This window comes from [Mycobacterium] manitobense (assembly GCF_025821665.1).
Classification (GTDB): Bacteria; Actinomycetota; Actinomycetes; order Mycobacteriales; family Mycobacteriaceae; genus Mycobacterium; species Mycobacterium arseniciresistens.
Window position 1 is genome coordinate 48,135 of the sequence record NZ_JACKSJ010000258.1, and the last position, 12,216, is coordinate 60,350.

Here is a 12,216-nt window from a genome sequence, read left to right on the forward strand (position 1 = left end):
AATGACTCCTGCTGCACTTCATAGGGGTCGCTACCTAAGCAAGCACTTGCTTGGTACGCTAGCACAGTGACCGACGCCGCTGGAATCAACCTGCAACTCGCCGGCCGGGTAGTTCTGGTGACCGGCGGGGTACGCGGAGTCGGCGCCGGTATCAGCGCCGTGTTCGCAGGTCAGGGCGCCACGGTCGTGACGTGCGCCCGGCGTCCGGTGGACGGCCTGCCGTATGAGTTCCACTCCTGCGACGTCCGCGACGACGACTCGGTGAAGGCCCTGATCGACGCGATCGTCGAACGCCACGGCCGCATCGACGTCGTGGTCAACAACGCGGGCGGATCGCCGTACGTGCCGGCCGCTGAGGCCTCGGCGAAGTTCAGCGCCAAGATCGTCGGGTTGAATCTGCTCGGCCCGCTGTCGCTCTCGACGCACGCCAACGCCGTGATGCAGACCCAGGACCGCGGCGGGTCGATCGTCAACATCGCCAGTGTCAGCGGCCGCAGGCCGACTCCCGGTACCGCCGCCTACGGCGCGGCGAAGGCCGGGATGGAGAGCATGACCACCACCCTGGCCGTCGAGTGGGCGCCGAAGGTGCGGGTGAACTCCGTGGTGGTGGGCATGGTCGAGACCGAACAGTCCGAATTGTTCTACGGCGACGCCGATTCCATCGCCGCGATCTCACGCAACGTTCCGCTCGGCCGGCTGGCGACCCCGGCCGACGTCGGCTGGGCCACCGCGTTCCTGGCGTCGGACGCCGCGTCCTACATCAGCGGCGCATCACTGGAAGTTCACGGCGGCGGTGAGCCGCCGCACTATCTGGCGACCACCACCGCCGACATCAAGCGATAAGGGAGACAACAGGGATGGGACTTCTCGACGGCCGCGTGGTCATCGTGACGGGTGCCGGCGGCGGGATCGGCCGGGCGCATGCGCTGGCGTTTGCCGCCGAGGGCGCGCGCGTGGTGGTCAACGACATCGGAGTCGGCCTCGACGGCTCGCCGGCGGGCGGCGGCAGTGCGGCGCAGAGCGTCGTCGACGAGATCACCGCCGCCGGTGGCGAAGCCGTCACCAGTGGGGCGAACGTCGCCGACTGGTCGCAGGCCGAGGGCCTGATCCAGACCGCGGTCGACGCCTTCGGTGGTCTCGACGTGTTGGTGAACAACGCAGGCATCGTCCGAGACCGGATGTTCGCCAACACCAGCGAGGAGGAGTTCGACGCCGTCACCGCCGTCCACCTCAAGGGTCACTTCGCCACCATGCGGCACGCGGCGGCCTACTGGCGCGCCCAGTCCAAGGCCGGCGACGCCCGAGACGCCCGCATCATCAACACCAGCTCCGGTGCGGGCCTGCAGGGCAGTGTGGGACAGGCGAACTACAGCGCCTCGAAGGCCGGCATCGCCGCCCTGACCCTGGTGGCCGCCGCCGAGATGGGACGCTACGGCGTCAGTGTGAACGCCATCGCCCCCTCTGCACGCACCCGCATGACCGAGACGGTGTTCGCCGACATGATGTCGACGCAGGACAAGGACTTCGATGCCATGGCGCCGGAGAACATCTCGCCGCTGGTGGTGTGGCTGGGCAGCGCCGAGTCCAAGGACGTGACCGGCCGGGTGTTCGAGGTCGAGGGCGGCATCATCCGCGTCGCCGAGGGCTGGGCGCGGGGCGCAGAGATCGACAAGGGCGCTCGGTGGGATCCTGCGGAGCTGGGCCCGGTCGTCAGCGATCTGCTCGCGAAGTCGCGGACGCCGCTACCGGTGTTCGGCGCCTGAGCGCCGGTAGTCGGAAAGCCCGTGCCCGGGCTGTTCGTCACGGTTCGCAGACCACCAGCGGGATGACCCGGTCGGTCGCGTCGCGATAATTGCGGTAGGGCGGATAGATCTTCGTCAGGTACCGCCAGTAGCGTTCGCGCTCCTCCTCGGTGGCGTCGCGGGCGGTCATCTCCCGCTGCTGCGGCCCCACCTGGACGTGCACCTTCGGATTCGCCTTCAGGTTCAGGTACCACACCGGATCGGTGGCGCGCCCGCCGAACGTCGCGGGCAGCACCACCTTCTCGCCGTCGCGCAGATACAGCGTCGGGGTGGTGCGCGGCAGGCCCGACTTCCGCCCGGTCGTCGTCAGCAGGGCCGCCGGGAACCACAGCAGCCGGGAGCCGAGCCGTCCGCCGGTGTTGCGGTACACCCAGATGTGGCCGCGGGCAAACGACTTCATCGCCCACTTGACCAAGCCCGAATTACGGATCGGGTGCGAATCGTCGGACATGGCCGGTACATAGCCCGTGACGGCGGCTCGCAAACGCCCCGAACGGCGTCAGGCCGGGTCGCAGATGACGATCGGGATCTTGCGGTCGGTGTAGGACCGGTAGTTGGCGAAGTCGGCGTACATCGCGTCCAGCTTCGGCCAGTACTCGTCGCGTTCGGCGTCGGTGGCGTCACGCGCGATCAGATCGAACACCCCGGCCTTGGTCTGGAACCTGATCTTCGGGTCGGCCTTCAGGTTCAGGTACCACATCGGGTTGGTGGCGCGGCCGCCCTGCGAGGCGACTAGCACGATGCGCCGACCCTCCTGCAGGAACAACAGCGGGCTGTCCCGCGGCTCGCCGGACTTGCGGCCGGTGGTGGTCAGGATGCCGACCTCGGCGCCGCGCAGGAACTTGTTGCCGAGCTTGCCGTTGGACTTCTTGAACAGCCAGGTCTGAGCTTTCGACATCCACTTGATCGCCGTGCCGACCTTGGCGGAGTTCAGGCTCTCGATCTGTTTTCCGCTCAGCGGACGTGAGGGTTCGGCCATACCGGTCAACCTATCTGGCGATGAACGGGCGGATTCGGGCGTCGATGCGGTGGATCAGGCAGTCGGCGGGGATGTGGAACGTCTCGTCGATGTGGGCGCCCACCCGCACTCCGCCGACGTGGGGCTTCGTCACCAGGTCGAAGCGGGCACGCACCCGGTCTCCGTCGACGGTGAACTCGGGTGTGGTGGTCTCCTTGATCACCTTGTACTGCGGTCCGCGGTTCAGGCTGCGCCGCAGATGATCTCCGGAGAAGCCGGTCTTGACGCCGATCTCGACTCGGGTGCAGTCGGGGGCGAACGGGACGGTGTCGGCCCGGTGGCTGACCAGCGCGTCGATGTAGGACTGCGCGGCCGCGATCCGGTCGGTGTCGGTGATGGGCACTAGATCCGCTCGATGATCGTGCCGGTGGACAGTGCCCCGCCGGCGCACATTGTGATCAGCGCCGTCGTCTTGTCGGTGCGCTCGAGTTCGTGCAGCGCCGTGGTGATCAGCCGGCTGCCGGTGCTGCCGACCGGGTGACCGAGCGCGATCGCTCCGCCGTTGACGTTGACGCGATCCATGTCGGGCTCGTGCACGCGGGCCCATGACAGCACCACCGACGCGAACGCCTCGTTGATCTCGGTGATGTCGATGTCGCCGATCTTCATGCCGGCCTTTTCGAGCACCTTCGCCGTCGACTGCACGGGGCCGTCGAGGTGGTAGTAGGGCTCGGCACCGACGAGCGCCTGGCTGACGATCCGCGCCCTCGGAACGAAGCCCTGCGCCCGCGCTACGGCCTCGTCCATCCACAGCACCGCTGCGGCGCCGTCGGAGATCTGCGACGAGGTCCCCGCGGTGTGGATGCCGCCTTCCATCACCGGCTTCAGCGCGGCGAGGCCTTCGGCGGTGGTGTCGCGCAGGCCCTGGTCGCGGGTCACCACATGGCGCTCGGCGGTGGGCTGCTTGTTCTCGTCGAGCACCGGCGCCTCGATCCCGCTGATCTCGCGGTCGAACCTGCCCTCGGCCCACGCCTGGGCGGCCTTGCGCTGGGAGTCCAGCCCGAACGCGTCGATGTCCTCGCGGGTGATGCCGCGCCGCTTGGCGATGCGCTCGGCGGCCTCGAACTGGTTGGGCATGTCGATGTCCCACGACTCGGCGCGGATCCTGGACCGGTCGGGTCCGGCGTTGGCGCCGAGGCCGACACGGCTCATGGCCTCGATGCCGCAGGCGATGCCCACGTCGATGGCTCCCGCGGCGATCAGGCCCGCGATCAGGCCGTTTGCCTGCTGGCCGCTGCCGCACTGGCAGTCGATCGTGGTGGCGCCCACCTGCTCGGGCAGCCCCGCGGTCAGCCAGGCCACCCGGGTGATGTTGTTGGACTGTTCGCCGTACTGAGTGACGCAGCCGCCGATAGCCTGTTCCACCTCGGCAGGATCGATGCCGGCCTTCTCCACGAGGGCCTTCTGCACCGCGCCGAGCAGCTCGGTGGCGTGCAGACCGGAGAGCCATCCGTTGCGCTTGCCGATGGGGCTGCGGGTGGCTTCGACGATGACAGGGTTACCCATTCCGCCAGGCTAGAACACGTTTCATTAGTCTGACAAGCGGGGATCGACTGATGCCTTTGATCTGCGGTGTAGCCGTGTTTTACTGGCACTAGAACACGTTGCAATTAGGAGCGCATACCTATGGCACCCCCGAACATCCCGGCCGACTTCGACTTCCTCGATCCCGACGTGAACCTCGAGGCGTTGCCCGTCGAGCAGCTGGCCGAACTGCGTAAGTCCGAGCCGATCCACTGGGTGGAGGTGCCCGACGGCACCGGCGGCTTCGGTGACAAGGGCTACTGGCTGGTGACCAAGCACGCCGACGTCAAAGAGGTGTCGCGGCGCAGTGACGTCTTCTCCAGCTGGCAGAACGGGGCGATCCCGGTCTGGCCGAAGGAGATGCAGTTCGAGCAGATCGAACTGCAGCGCAGCGTGATGCTCAACATGGACGCGCCGCACCACACCCGGCTGCGCAAGATCATCTCGCGCGGGTTCACGCCGCGGGCGATCGGGCGGCTCGAGGAGGAGCTCTCTCAGCGCGCGCAGAACATCGCCAAGACCGCCGCGTCGGCGGGCTCCGGCGACTTCGTCGAGCAGGTGAGCTGCGAGTTGCCGCTGCAGGCCATCGCCGGCCTGCTCGGGGTGCCGCAGGACGATCGCGACAAGCTGTTCCGCTGGTCGAACGAGATGACCGGCGGCGAGGACCCCGAGTTCGCCGATGTCGATCCCGCGCAGTCCTCGATGGAACTCATCATGTACGCCATGGCGATGGCCGACGAGCGCGGCAAGAACCCGACCGACGACATCGTCACGACGCTTATCCAGGCCGACATCGACGGCGAGAAGCTCTCCGACGACGAGTTCGGCTTCTTCGTGATCATGCTGGCGGTGGCGGGCAACGAGACCACCCGCAACTCGATCACCCACGGCATGATCGCGCTGTCGCAGCACCCCGACCAGTGGGAGTTGTACAAGAAGGAGCGCCCGTCCACCACGGCGGACGAGATCATCCGCTGGGCCACACCGGTTTCGGCGTTCCAGCGCACCGCCAACGAGGACGTCGAGCTGGGTGGCGTCACCATCAAGAAGGGGCAGCGGGTGGTGATGTCGTACCGCTCGGCCAACTTCGACGACGAGGTCTTCGAGGACCCGCACGCCTTCAATATCCTGCGTGACCCGAACCCGCACGTGGGCTTCGGCGGCACCGGTGCGCACTTCTGCATCGGCGCCAACCTGGCGCGGATGACCATCAACCTGATCTTCAATGCGGTCGCCGACCACATGCCGGATCTCAAGCCCATCGGTGAGCCGGAACGGCTACGTTCGGGGTGGCTCAACGGCATCAAGCACTGGCAGGTCGATTACACCGGGGCCACGCGCTAGCTCCGTGCGCTGAATCAAGGAGGATTCGGGTGGATTTCAGCCCAGACGAGGGGCAGCAGGCTGTCGCCGACGTGGTGACATCGGCGCTCGGCCGGGACAACAGTTGGCAGGCGCTGGTCGACGGCGGCGTCGTCGCCTTCGGGGTGCCCGAACGTCTCGGTGGTGACGGGCTCGGTCTGCCCGAGATCACCACCGCGCTCACCGAGATCGGTAGGCACGGCACCGTCAGCCCGGCGCTCGCGACGCTGGGACTCGGGCTGTTGCCGCTGCTCGATCTGGCGTCCGACGAGCAGCAGGACCGATTCCTGGCCGGCGTCGCCAAGGGTGGCGTGCTCACGGCGGCGCTGAACGAGCCGGGCAGTTCGCTGCCCGAACGTCCGTCGACCCGCCTTTCCGGCGGCAAGCTGACGGGCACCAAGATCGGCGTTCCCTATGCCGAACAGGCGGATTGGCTGACCGTCACCACCGACAGCGGTGTCGTCGTGGTGTCGCCGAAGGCCGACGGGGTGACGCTGACCAGGACACCAGCGGCCAACCACTCCGATGAGTACGCGGTGACGTTCGACGCCGTGGCGGTGCCCGATGCCGACGTGCTCGGCGCGACACCGGACTCGGTGCACCGCGTCAACCAGCTCGTGCTGGCGGCGACGGGTGCGTTCGCGGCGGGTCTCGTCGCCGGGGCGCTGCGACTGACCGCCGACTACGTGGCCAACCGGCACCAGTTCGGCCGGCCGCTGTCGACGTTCCAGACGGTCGCCGCCCAGCTCGCCGAGGTCTACATCGCCTCCCGCACACTGGCCTTGGCGTCGACGTCGGTGGTGTGGCGGCTGGCCGAGGGCAGGGACGCCGACGACGACCTCGACGTGCTGGGATACTGGCTGACCTCACAGGCGCCGCCGGTGATGCAGACGTGTCATCACCTGCACGGCGGCATGGGTATGGACATCACCTACCCGATGGACCGCTACTACTCCACGATCAAGGACCTGACCCGGCTGCTGGGCGGTCCCTCGCATCGTCTCGAACTGGTGGGAGCGCAATGTACATCGAACTGACCCCCGAGCAGCGCCAGCTGCAAGCCGAACTGCGCCAGTACTTCTCGACGCTCATCACGCCCGAAGAGGCCGAGGCGATGGAGTCCGACCGGCACAACGAGGCCTACCGCGCCGTCATCAAGCGCATGGGCGCCGACGGCAAGCTGGGCATGGGCTGGCCCAAGGAGTTCGGCGGACTCGGACTCGGACCGGTCGAGCAGTCGATCTTCGTCAACGAGGCGGCCCGGGCCGACGTGCCGCTGCCGGCGGTGACCCTGCAGACCGTCGGTCCGACGCTGCAGGTGTACGGCACCGAGGCGCAGAAGAAGAAGTTCCTTCCGGGCATCCTCGCCGGCGAGGTGCACTTCGCGATCGGCTACTCCGAGCCGGAGGCGGGCACCGACCTTGCGTCGCTGCGTACGTCGGCGGTGCGGCACGGCGACGAGTACATCGTCAACGGCCAGAAGATCTGGACCACCGGCGCACACGACGCCGACTACATCTGGCTGGCGGTGCGCACCGATCCCGAGGCCGCGAAGCACAAGGGCATCTCGATCCTGATCGTGGACACCAAGGATCCGGGCTACTCGTGGACTCCGATCATCCTGTCCGACGGCGCCCACCACACGAATGCCAGTTACTACGAGGATGTTCGGGTGCCGGCCGACATGCTGGTGGGCGAGGAGAACGCCGGGTGGAAGCTGATCACCACCCAGCTCAACCACGAGCGCGTCATGCTGGGCCCGGCGGGCAAGGTCGCCGCGATCTACGACCGGGTGCACGCGTGGGCGTCCAAGCCGGGTGGCGACGGCGTCACCCCGATCGACCATGACGACGTCAAGCGCCTGCTCGGCGAGATCAAGGCCATCTGGCGGATCAACGAACTGCTCAACTGGCAGGTCGCGGCCGGCGGCGAGACCATCTTGGTCGCCGACGCCGCGGCCACCAAGGTGTTCGGCACGGAACGCATCCAGAAGGTGGGCCGGATCGCCGAGGAGATCGTCGGCAAGTACGGCAACCCGGCGGAGTCCGCGACCGGTGAACTGCTCGACTGGCTGGACAGCCAGACCAAGCGCAACCTGGTCATCACGTTCGGCGGTGGAGTGAACGAGGTGATGCGCGAGATGATCGCGGCGGCGGGCTTGCAGGTGCCGAGGGTGCCACGATGAGCCGCTTGCGCGAAGAAAGTTCAACACGGTGACGGCCGACTTCTCCGCTGCCATCGATGAGATCAAGGCAGCGGGCCGCAGCGAGCCGCGCGTCGGACCTGATCCGGTGAACCAGCCGATGATCCGGCACTGGGTGGACGCGATCGGCGACACGAACCCGATCTACGTCGACGAGGCGGCGGCGCAGGCAGCAGGCCATCCGGGAATCGTGGCTCCGCCGGCCATGATCCAGGTCTGGACGATGGCGGGCTTGAACGGTCGCCGCTCCGACGACGATCCGCTGAGCAAGATGATGAACCTGTTCGACGAGGCGGGCTACGTCGGCGTCGTCGCCACCAATTGCGAGCAGACCTACCACCGCTACCTGCGGCCCGGCGAGGACGTCAGCATCAGCGCCGAACTCACCGACGTGATCGGGCCGAAGCGCACAGCGCTCGGCGAGGGCTACTTCATCAACCAGAAGATCACCTGGACCGCGGGCGACGACCACGACAATCCTGTCGCCGAGATGAACTGGCGCATCATGAAGTTCAGGCCCGCTGATCAGGACGGAGCGGCCGCCACGGCGCCGGTGCCCGACGATCTGGACGCCGATCAGATGATGCGGCCCTCGTCGTCGAAGGACACGAAGTTCTTCTGGGACGGCGTCAACGCGCACGAGCTGCGCATCCAGAAGCGCGGCGACGGCACCCTGGTGCACCCGCCGGTGCCCGCGCTGTGGCTGGACAAGGAGGAGCAGACCGACTACGTCGTCGCGTCCGGTGCCGGCACGGTGTTCAGCTTCGTGGTGCACCACGCCCCGAAGGTCCCGGGCCGCACGCTGCCGTTCGTCATCGCCCTGGTCGAACTGGAGGAGGGTGTCCGCATGCTCGGCGAACTCCGCAACGTCGACCCCGCCACCGTGGAGATCGGAATGCCTGTTCGCGCAACTTACATCGACTTCCCCGCCGGTGACTCGGGCCCGGCGTGGACGCTCTACGCCTGGGAGCCGGCCGCATGAGCGCCGCGGAGGTGGTGTCCGGACTCGAGGTCGGGACGAAGCTGCCGGAACTCGCGCTCCACGGCGACCCCACGTTCATCGTGTCGACGGCGATCGCGACGCGTGACTACCAGGACGTCCATCACGACCGGGACAAGGCGCAGGCCAAGGGATCGAAGGACATCTTCGTCAACATCCTCACCGACACCGGCCTGGTGCAGCGCTACATCACCGACTGGGCGGGCCCGAACGCGATGATCAGGTCCATCGGATTGCGGCTCGGCGTGCCCTGGTACGCCTATGACACCGTCACCTTCAGGGGCGAGGTCACCGCCGTCGAGGACGGCCTCATCACCTTGAAGATCGTGGGCAGCAACAGTCTCGGCGATCATGTCATCGCCAACGCCACGCTGACCATCGGAGGGAACGCATGAGCGGACCCCTGTCGGGCAAGGCGGCGATCGTCGGGATCGGCGCCACCGACTTCTCCAAGAACTCCGGCCGCAGCGAGCTCCGGCTCGCCTCGGAGGCGGTGCTCGACGCGCTGGACGACGCCGGCCTGACTCCGGCCGACGTCGACGGCATGACCACGTTCACAATGGATTCCAACACCGAGGTCGCGATCGCCCGCGCGACGGGGATCGGTGAGCTGAAGTTCTTCTCGAAGATCCACCACGGCGGCGGCGCCGCGTGCGCGACCGTCCAGCAGGCCGCGATCGCGGTGGCCACCGGGGTCGCCGACTGCGTGGTGGCCTACCGCGCGTTCAACGAGCGTTCCGGCATGAGGTTCGGCCAGGTGCAGATGCGGCTGGTGGAGAACGCCGACGCGACCGGCGTGGACAACTCTTTCTCCTATCCGCACGGCCTGTCGACACCCGCGGCGCAGGTGGCGATGATCGCCAGGCGCTACATGCAGCTGTCGGGTGCCACCAGCAGGGACTTCGGCGCCGTGTCCGTCGCGGACCGCAAGCATGCGGCGAAGAACCCGAAGGCGTATTTCTACGAGAAGCCGATCACGATCGACGACCACCAGAGTTCGCGGTGGATCGCCGAGCCGCTGCGGCTGCTGGACTGCTGCCAGGAGACCGACGGCGGTGTCGCGCTGGTGATCACGTCGGCGGAGCGGGCCAAGGACCTCAAGCACCGGCCCGCGGTCATCGAGGCCGCGTCGCAGGGCTCGAGCCCCGACCAGTACTCGATGACGAGCTACTACCGGCAGGAGCTGGGGCTGCCCGAGATGGGGCTGGTCGGCCGGCAGCTCTGGGAGCAGTCCGGCCTGACGCCGGCGGACATCCAGACCGCGATCCTCTATGACCACTTCACGCCGTTCACGCTGATCCAGCTCGAGGAACTCGGCTTCTGCGGCCGGGGTGAGGCCAAGGACTACATCGCCGACGGCGCCATCGAGGTCGGTGGCAGGCTGCCCGTCAACACCCACGGCGGCCAGCTCGGCGAGGCCTACATCCACGGGATGAACGGCATCGCAGAGGGCGTGCGTCAACTGCGCGGCACGTCGGTGAACCCGGTGCCCGATGTCGAGCACGTCCTCGTCACCGCAGGTACCGGGGTGCCGACGTCGGGGCTGATCCTCGGCTGACCCGCTGCCCCGGCGGCCCGAAATTGCTGCACAGCAAACACCCACGCACACGGTAGTGTCGGATGACACGGCGGATGAACGCGTAAGGGGGCCGTTTCAGTGGCGATCCAGCCGGAGAGCAGTCCGTTCGGCTCACAGACGGTGACGGGGCCGGGCTGGCCGAACGTCGACGAGGAACAGCTGGCCGCGGCCGCGGCGAAGTTCGAGGCACTGGCGGCCAAGATCACCGGCACGGTGGTGCCGCAACAGCAGACCCAGCTGATGGGCCTCGCGGAGAAGTGGATGGGCGGCGGTTCGCTGGCCGCCCAGGGCGAGGCGACCACGATCATCGGCGGCCATGAGGCCAACGGCGCCCAGGCGGCGGCGATCGCCGCGAAGCTGCGCGCCATGGAGGCCACCGTCGTCAAGACCAAGCTGCTGGCCAACTCCATCGCCGTCGAGGTGCAGCGCGAGTGCGAGGCGCTGTCGATGATGCCGTTCAGCAACGCCCAGGAATTGGTGCAGAGCCGCATCAAGATGGGGCTGTCGCAGAACATCGCGTTCGTCACCGCCAACACCACCGAACTGGCCAACACGCTGGCCGTCCCGCCGAGCATCCCGATGGTCGGCGCCGCACCCGGGACACAGGGCAAGGACGAAGCCGAGGACGCCGCGAAGGCTGCCGGGGAGGGCGGCGGCCAGGGCATGCAGCAGATGATGCAGATGGCCACCCAGATGGGTTCGATGGCGGCGCAGCTGCCACAGCAGATCGGCCAGATGGTCACGCAGGTTCCGCAGCAGATGATGCAGACGCTGTCGCAGCCGCTGCAGCAGCTGACGTCGATGTTCGGCAAGGGCGGCAAAGCGGATTCCATCGGTCCGGCGGGCGCGCCGTTCTCGCAGTTCTCCAAGCATCCGCTGGCAGGTGGTGGTGGACCCGGTGGCGGCTCCGGCATGGTGAAGGCCGCGTCGACACCCGGTTCGGGCGGGGTTTCGCCGCAGACACCGCTGATGTCGTCGCTGGTCAAGACCAATCCCGTGAGCGTCGCGCCGGCCGAGGCCGCAGCGGCCACCGCCGCGGGCGGCTTGGCTCCGGTGGCCGCCGGTGCCAGCGGCATGGGCGGTGGCATGGGCCCGATGATGGGCGGCGGTCAACGAGGCACGAGCGGCGGGACGACGGCGTCGCTGGCAGTTCCGGCGCCCCTGGAGTACGACGACGACGTCGACGACGACGACGAGTGGTGAGGGAGTAGCTGTGGGCAGCCCATTGGAGAAGCCGGAAGGCATCAACTGGAACGCGGCCTCGGTCGAATTGCCCGAGGTCCCGATGATCCAGCCGGGCCAGGACGCGATGAGCATGACCATTGCGGGGGTGCTGCCCACGATGGCCGCCTCGTTGACCGCCAACGTCGCCACGCTGCAGGCCAAGGAGAACATGTTCTCCGGCAAGCTGGTCGCGGCCGAGTCCGCTTACACCAACGCCGATGACCAGGGCGGCCAGGCGGTCGGGCAGCTCACCGGCATGCTGGGTCAGCTCGGTCAGATGAGCCAGATGGCTGGTCAGGGCGGGCAGCAGGCCAGTGGTCTCACCGGCCAGTTCGGTCAGTTGATGCAGCCCCTGATGAAGGCGTTCGAGGGCATGAAGCCCGAGGGCGGTGGGTCGCCGACCGCCGGTCAGCCTGCCCAGCCGCAGGGCGCGGGCACCCCCGGTGCGGGGGCGCCGCAGGGTGCGGGAGCCGGTCAGGCGCCCGGTGGTCAGGGCACGCCCGG

14 protein-coding genes are annotated in these 12,216 nt (G+C 68.0%); 10 read left to right on the forward strand and 4 right to left on the reverse strand.

All coding sequences use genetic code 11. The annotated features are described in order from the left end of the window. Window positions 1-66 precede the first annotated feature (66 nt). Entirely contained in the window at window positions 67-843 is a 777-nt protein-coding gene (locus H7I41_RS29100; RefSeq protein ID WP_264016127.1) for an SDR family oxidoreductase, read from the forward strand. A gap of 14 nt (window positions 844-857) precedes the next feature. After that, window positions 858-1,763 (forward strand): SDR family oxidoreductase, encoded by a 906-nt coding sequence (locus H7I41_RS29105; RefSeq protein WP_264016128.1) that lies wholly within the window; start codon window positions 858-860, stop codon window positions 1,761-1,763. Window positions 1,764-1,800: 37 nt separating this feature from the next. Here the strand turns inward: H7I41_RS29105 and H7I41_RS29110 are convergent, their stop codons facing one another. Genes H7I41_RS29110 through H7I41_RS29125 form a run of 4 tightly spaced genes read right to left on the reverse strand, consistent with a single transcriptional unit; the run spans window position 1,801 to window position 4,326 of the window. Next, window positions 1,801-2,253 carry a nitroreductase family deazaflavin-dependent oxidoreductase gene (locus H7I41_RS29110; RefSeq protein WP_264016129.1) on the reverse strand — a complete coding sequence of 151 codons (453 nt, stop codon included), beginning with the start codon at window positions 2,251-2,253 and terminating at the stop codon, window positions 1,801-1,803. Between the two features lie 48 nt (window positions 2,254-2,301). Continuing rightward, the gene (locus tag H7I41_RS29115) at window positions 2,302-2,781 is read right to left on the reverse strand and encodes a nitroreductase family deazaflavin-dependent oxidoreductase (protein WP_264016130.1); all 480 of its coding nucleotides are present in this window, start codon (window positions 2,779-2,781) and stop codon (window positions 2,302-2,304) included. Between the two features lie 10 nt (window positions 2,782-2,791). Next, the gene (locus H7I41_RS29120) at window positions 2,792-3,163 is read right to left on the reverse strand and encodes a DUF8021 domain-containing protein (RefSeq protein WP_264016131.1); all 372 of its coding nucleotides are present in this window, start codon (window positions 3,161-3,163) and stop codon (window positions 2,792-2,794) included. Continuing rightward, the gene (locus H7I41_RS29125; protein ID WP_264016132.1) at window positions 3,163-4,326 is read right to left on the reverse strand and encodes a steroid 3-ketoacyl-CoA thiolase; all 1,164 of its coding nucleotides are present in this window, start codon (window positions 4,324-4,326) and stop codon (window positions 3,163-3,165) included. The genes H7I41_RS29120 and H7I41_RS29125 overlap by 1 nt, the downstream gene beginning before the upstream one ends. A 120-nt stretch (window positions 4,327-4,446) precedes the next feature. Between H7I41_RS29125 and H7I41_RS29130 the strand changes: the two genes are divergently transcribed. The 8 genes from H7I41_RS29130 to H7I41_RS29165 all read left to right on the forward strand — a co-directional run. Beyond that, the gene (locus H7I41_RS29130; protein ID WP_264016133.1) at window positions 4,447-5,688 is read left to right on the forward strand and encodes a cytochrome P450; all 1,242 of its coding nucleotides are present in this window, start codon (window positions 4,447-4,449) and stop codon (window positions 5,686-5,688) included. Window positions 5,689-5,717: 29 nt separating this feature from the next. Next, window positions 5,718-6,743, forward strand: a complete 1,026-nt coding sequence (locus H7I41_RS29135; RefSeq protein WP_264016134.1) for an acyl-CoA dehydrogenase family protein — start codon at window positions 5,718-5,720, stop codon at window positions 6,741-6,743. Next, window positions 6,728-7,891, forward strand: a complete 1,164-nt coding sequence (gene fadE29 / locus H7I41_RS29140; RefSeq protein ID WP_264016135.1) for an acyl-CoA dehydrogenase FadE29 — start codon at window positions 6,728-6,730, stop codon at window positions 7,889-7,891. The genes H7I41_RS29135 and fadE29 overlap by 16 nt, the downstream gene beginning before the upstream one ends. A gap of 28 nt (window positions 7,892-7,919) precedes the next feature. Further along, window positions 7,920-8,891: a bifunctional MaoC family dehydratase N-terminal/OB-fold nucleic acid binding domain-containing protein gene (locus H7I41_RS29145; protein WP_264016136.1), complete on the forward strand. Its 972-nt coding sequence runs from the start codon at window positions 7,920-7,922 to the stop codon at window positions 8,889-8,891. Next, entirely contained in the window at window positions 8,888-9,304 is a 417-nt protein-coding gene (locus tag H7I41_RS29150; protein WP_264016137.1) for a MaoC family dehydratase, read from the forward strand. Before H7I41_RS29145 ends, H7I41_RS29150 begins: the two co-directional genes overlap by 4 nt. After that, window positions 9,301-10,467 carry a 17-hydroxy-3-oxo-4-pregnene-20-carboxyl-CoA lyase gene (gene ltp2 / locus H7I41_RS29155; protein ID WP_264016138.1) on the forward strand — a complete coding sequence of 389 codons (1,167 nt, stop codon included), beginning with the start codon at window positions 9,301-9,303 and terminating at the stop codon, window positions 10,465-10,467. Before H7I41_RS29150 ends, ltp2 begins: the two co-directional genes overlap by 4 nt. A gap of 99 nt (window positions 10,468-10,566) precedes the next feature. Then, window positions 10,567-11,691 (forward strand): hypothetical protein, encoded by a 1,125-nt coding sequence (locus H7I41_RS29160; RefSeq protein WP_264016139.1) that lies wholly within the window; start codon window positions 10,567-10,569, stop codon window positions 11,689-11,691. 10 nt (window positions 11,692-11,701) lie between these two features. Beyond that, window positions 11,702-12,216: hypothetical protein (locus H7I41_RS29165; RefSeq protein ID WP_264016140.1), on the forward strand; the 515-nt coding region annotated here is incomplete at its 3' end.

Bases quoted from the DNA above. Each gene is read 5' to 3' on its own strand.
- H7I41_RS29110 (WP_264016129.1), bottom strand. From the start codon at position 2,253: ATGTCCGACGATTCGCACCCGATCCGTAATTCGGGCTTGGTCAAGTGG.
- fadE29 (WP_264016135.1), top strand. From the start codon at position 6,728: ATGTACATCGAACTGACCCCCGAGCAGCGCCAGCTGCAAGCCGAACTG.
- H7I41_RS29130 (WP_264016133.1), top strand. From the start codon at position 4,447: ATGGCACCCCCGAACATCCCGGCCGACTTCGACTTCCTCGATCCCGAC.
- ltp2 (WP_264016138.1), top strand. From the start codon at position 9,301: ATGAGCGGACCCCTGTCGGGCAAGGCGGCGATCGTCGGGATCGGCGCC.
- H7I41_RS29125 (WP_264016132.1), bottom strand. From the start codon at position 4,326: ATGGGTAACCCTGTCATCGTCGAAGCCACCCGCAGCCCCATCGGCAAG.
- H7I41_RS29150 (WP_264016137.1), top strand. From the start codon at position 8,888: ATGAGCGCCGCGGAGGTGGTGTCCGGACTCGAGGTCGGGACGAAGCTG.
- H7I41_RS29105 (WP_264016128.1), top strand. From the start codon at position 858: ATGGGACTTCTCGACGGCCGCGTGGTCATCGTGACGGGTGCCGGCGGC.
- H7I41_RS29115 (WP_264016130.1), bottom strand. From the start codon at position 2,781: ATGGCCGAACCCTCACGTCCGCTGAGCGGAAAACAGATCGAGAGCCTG.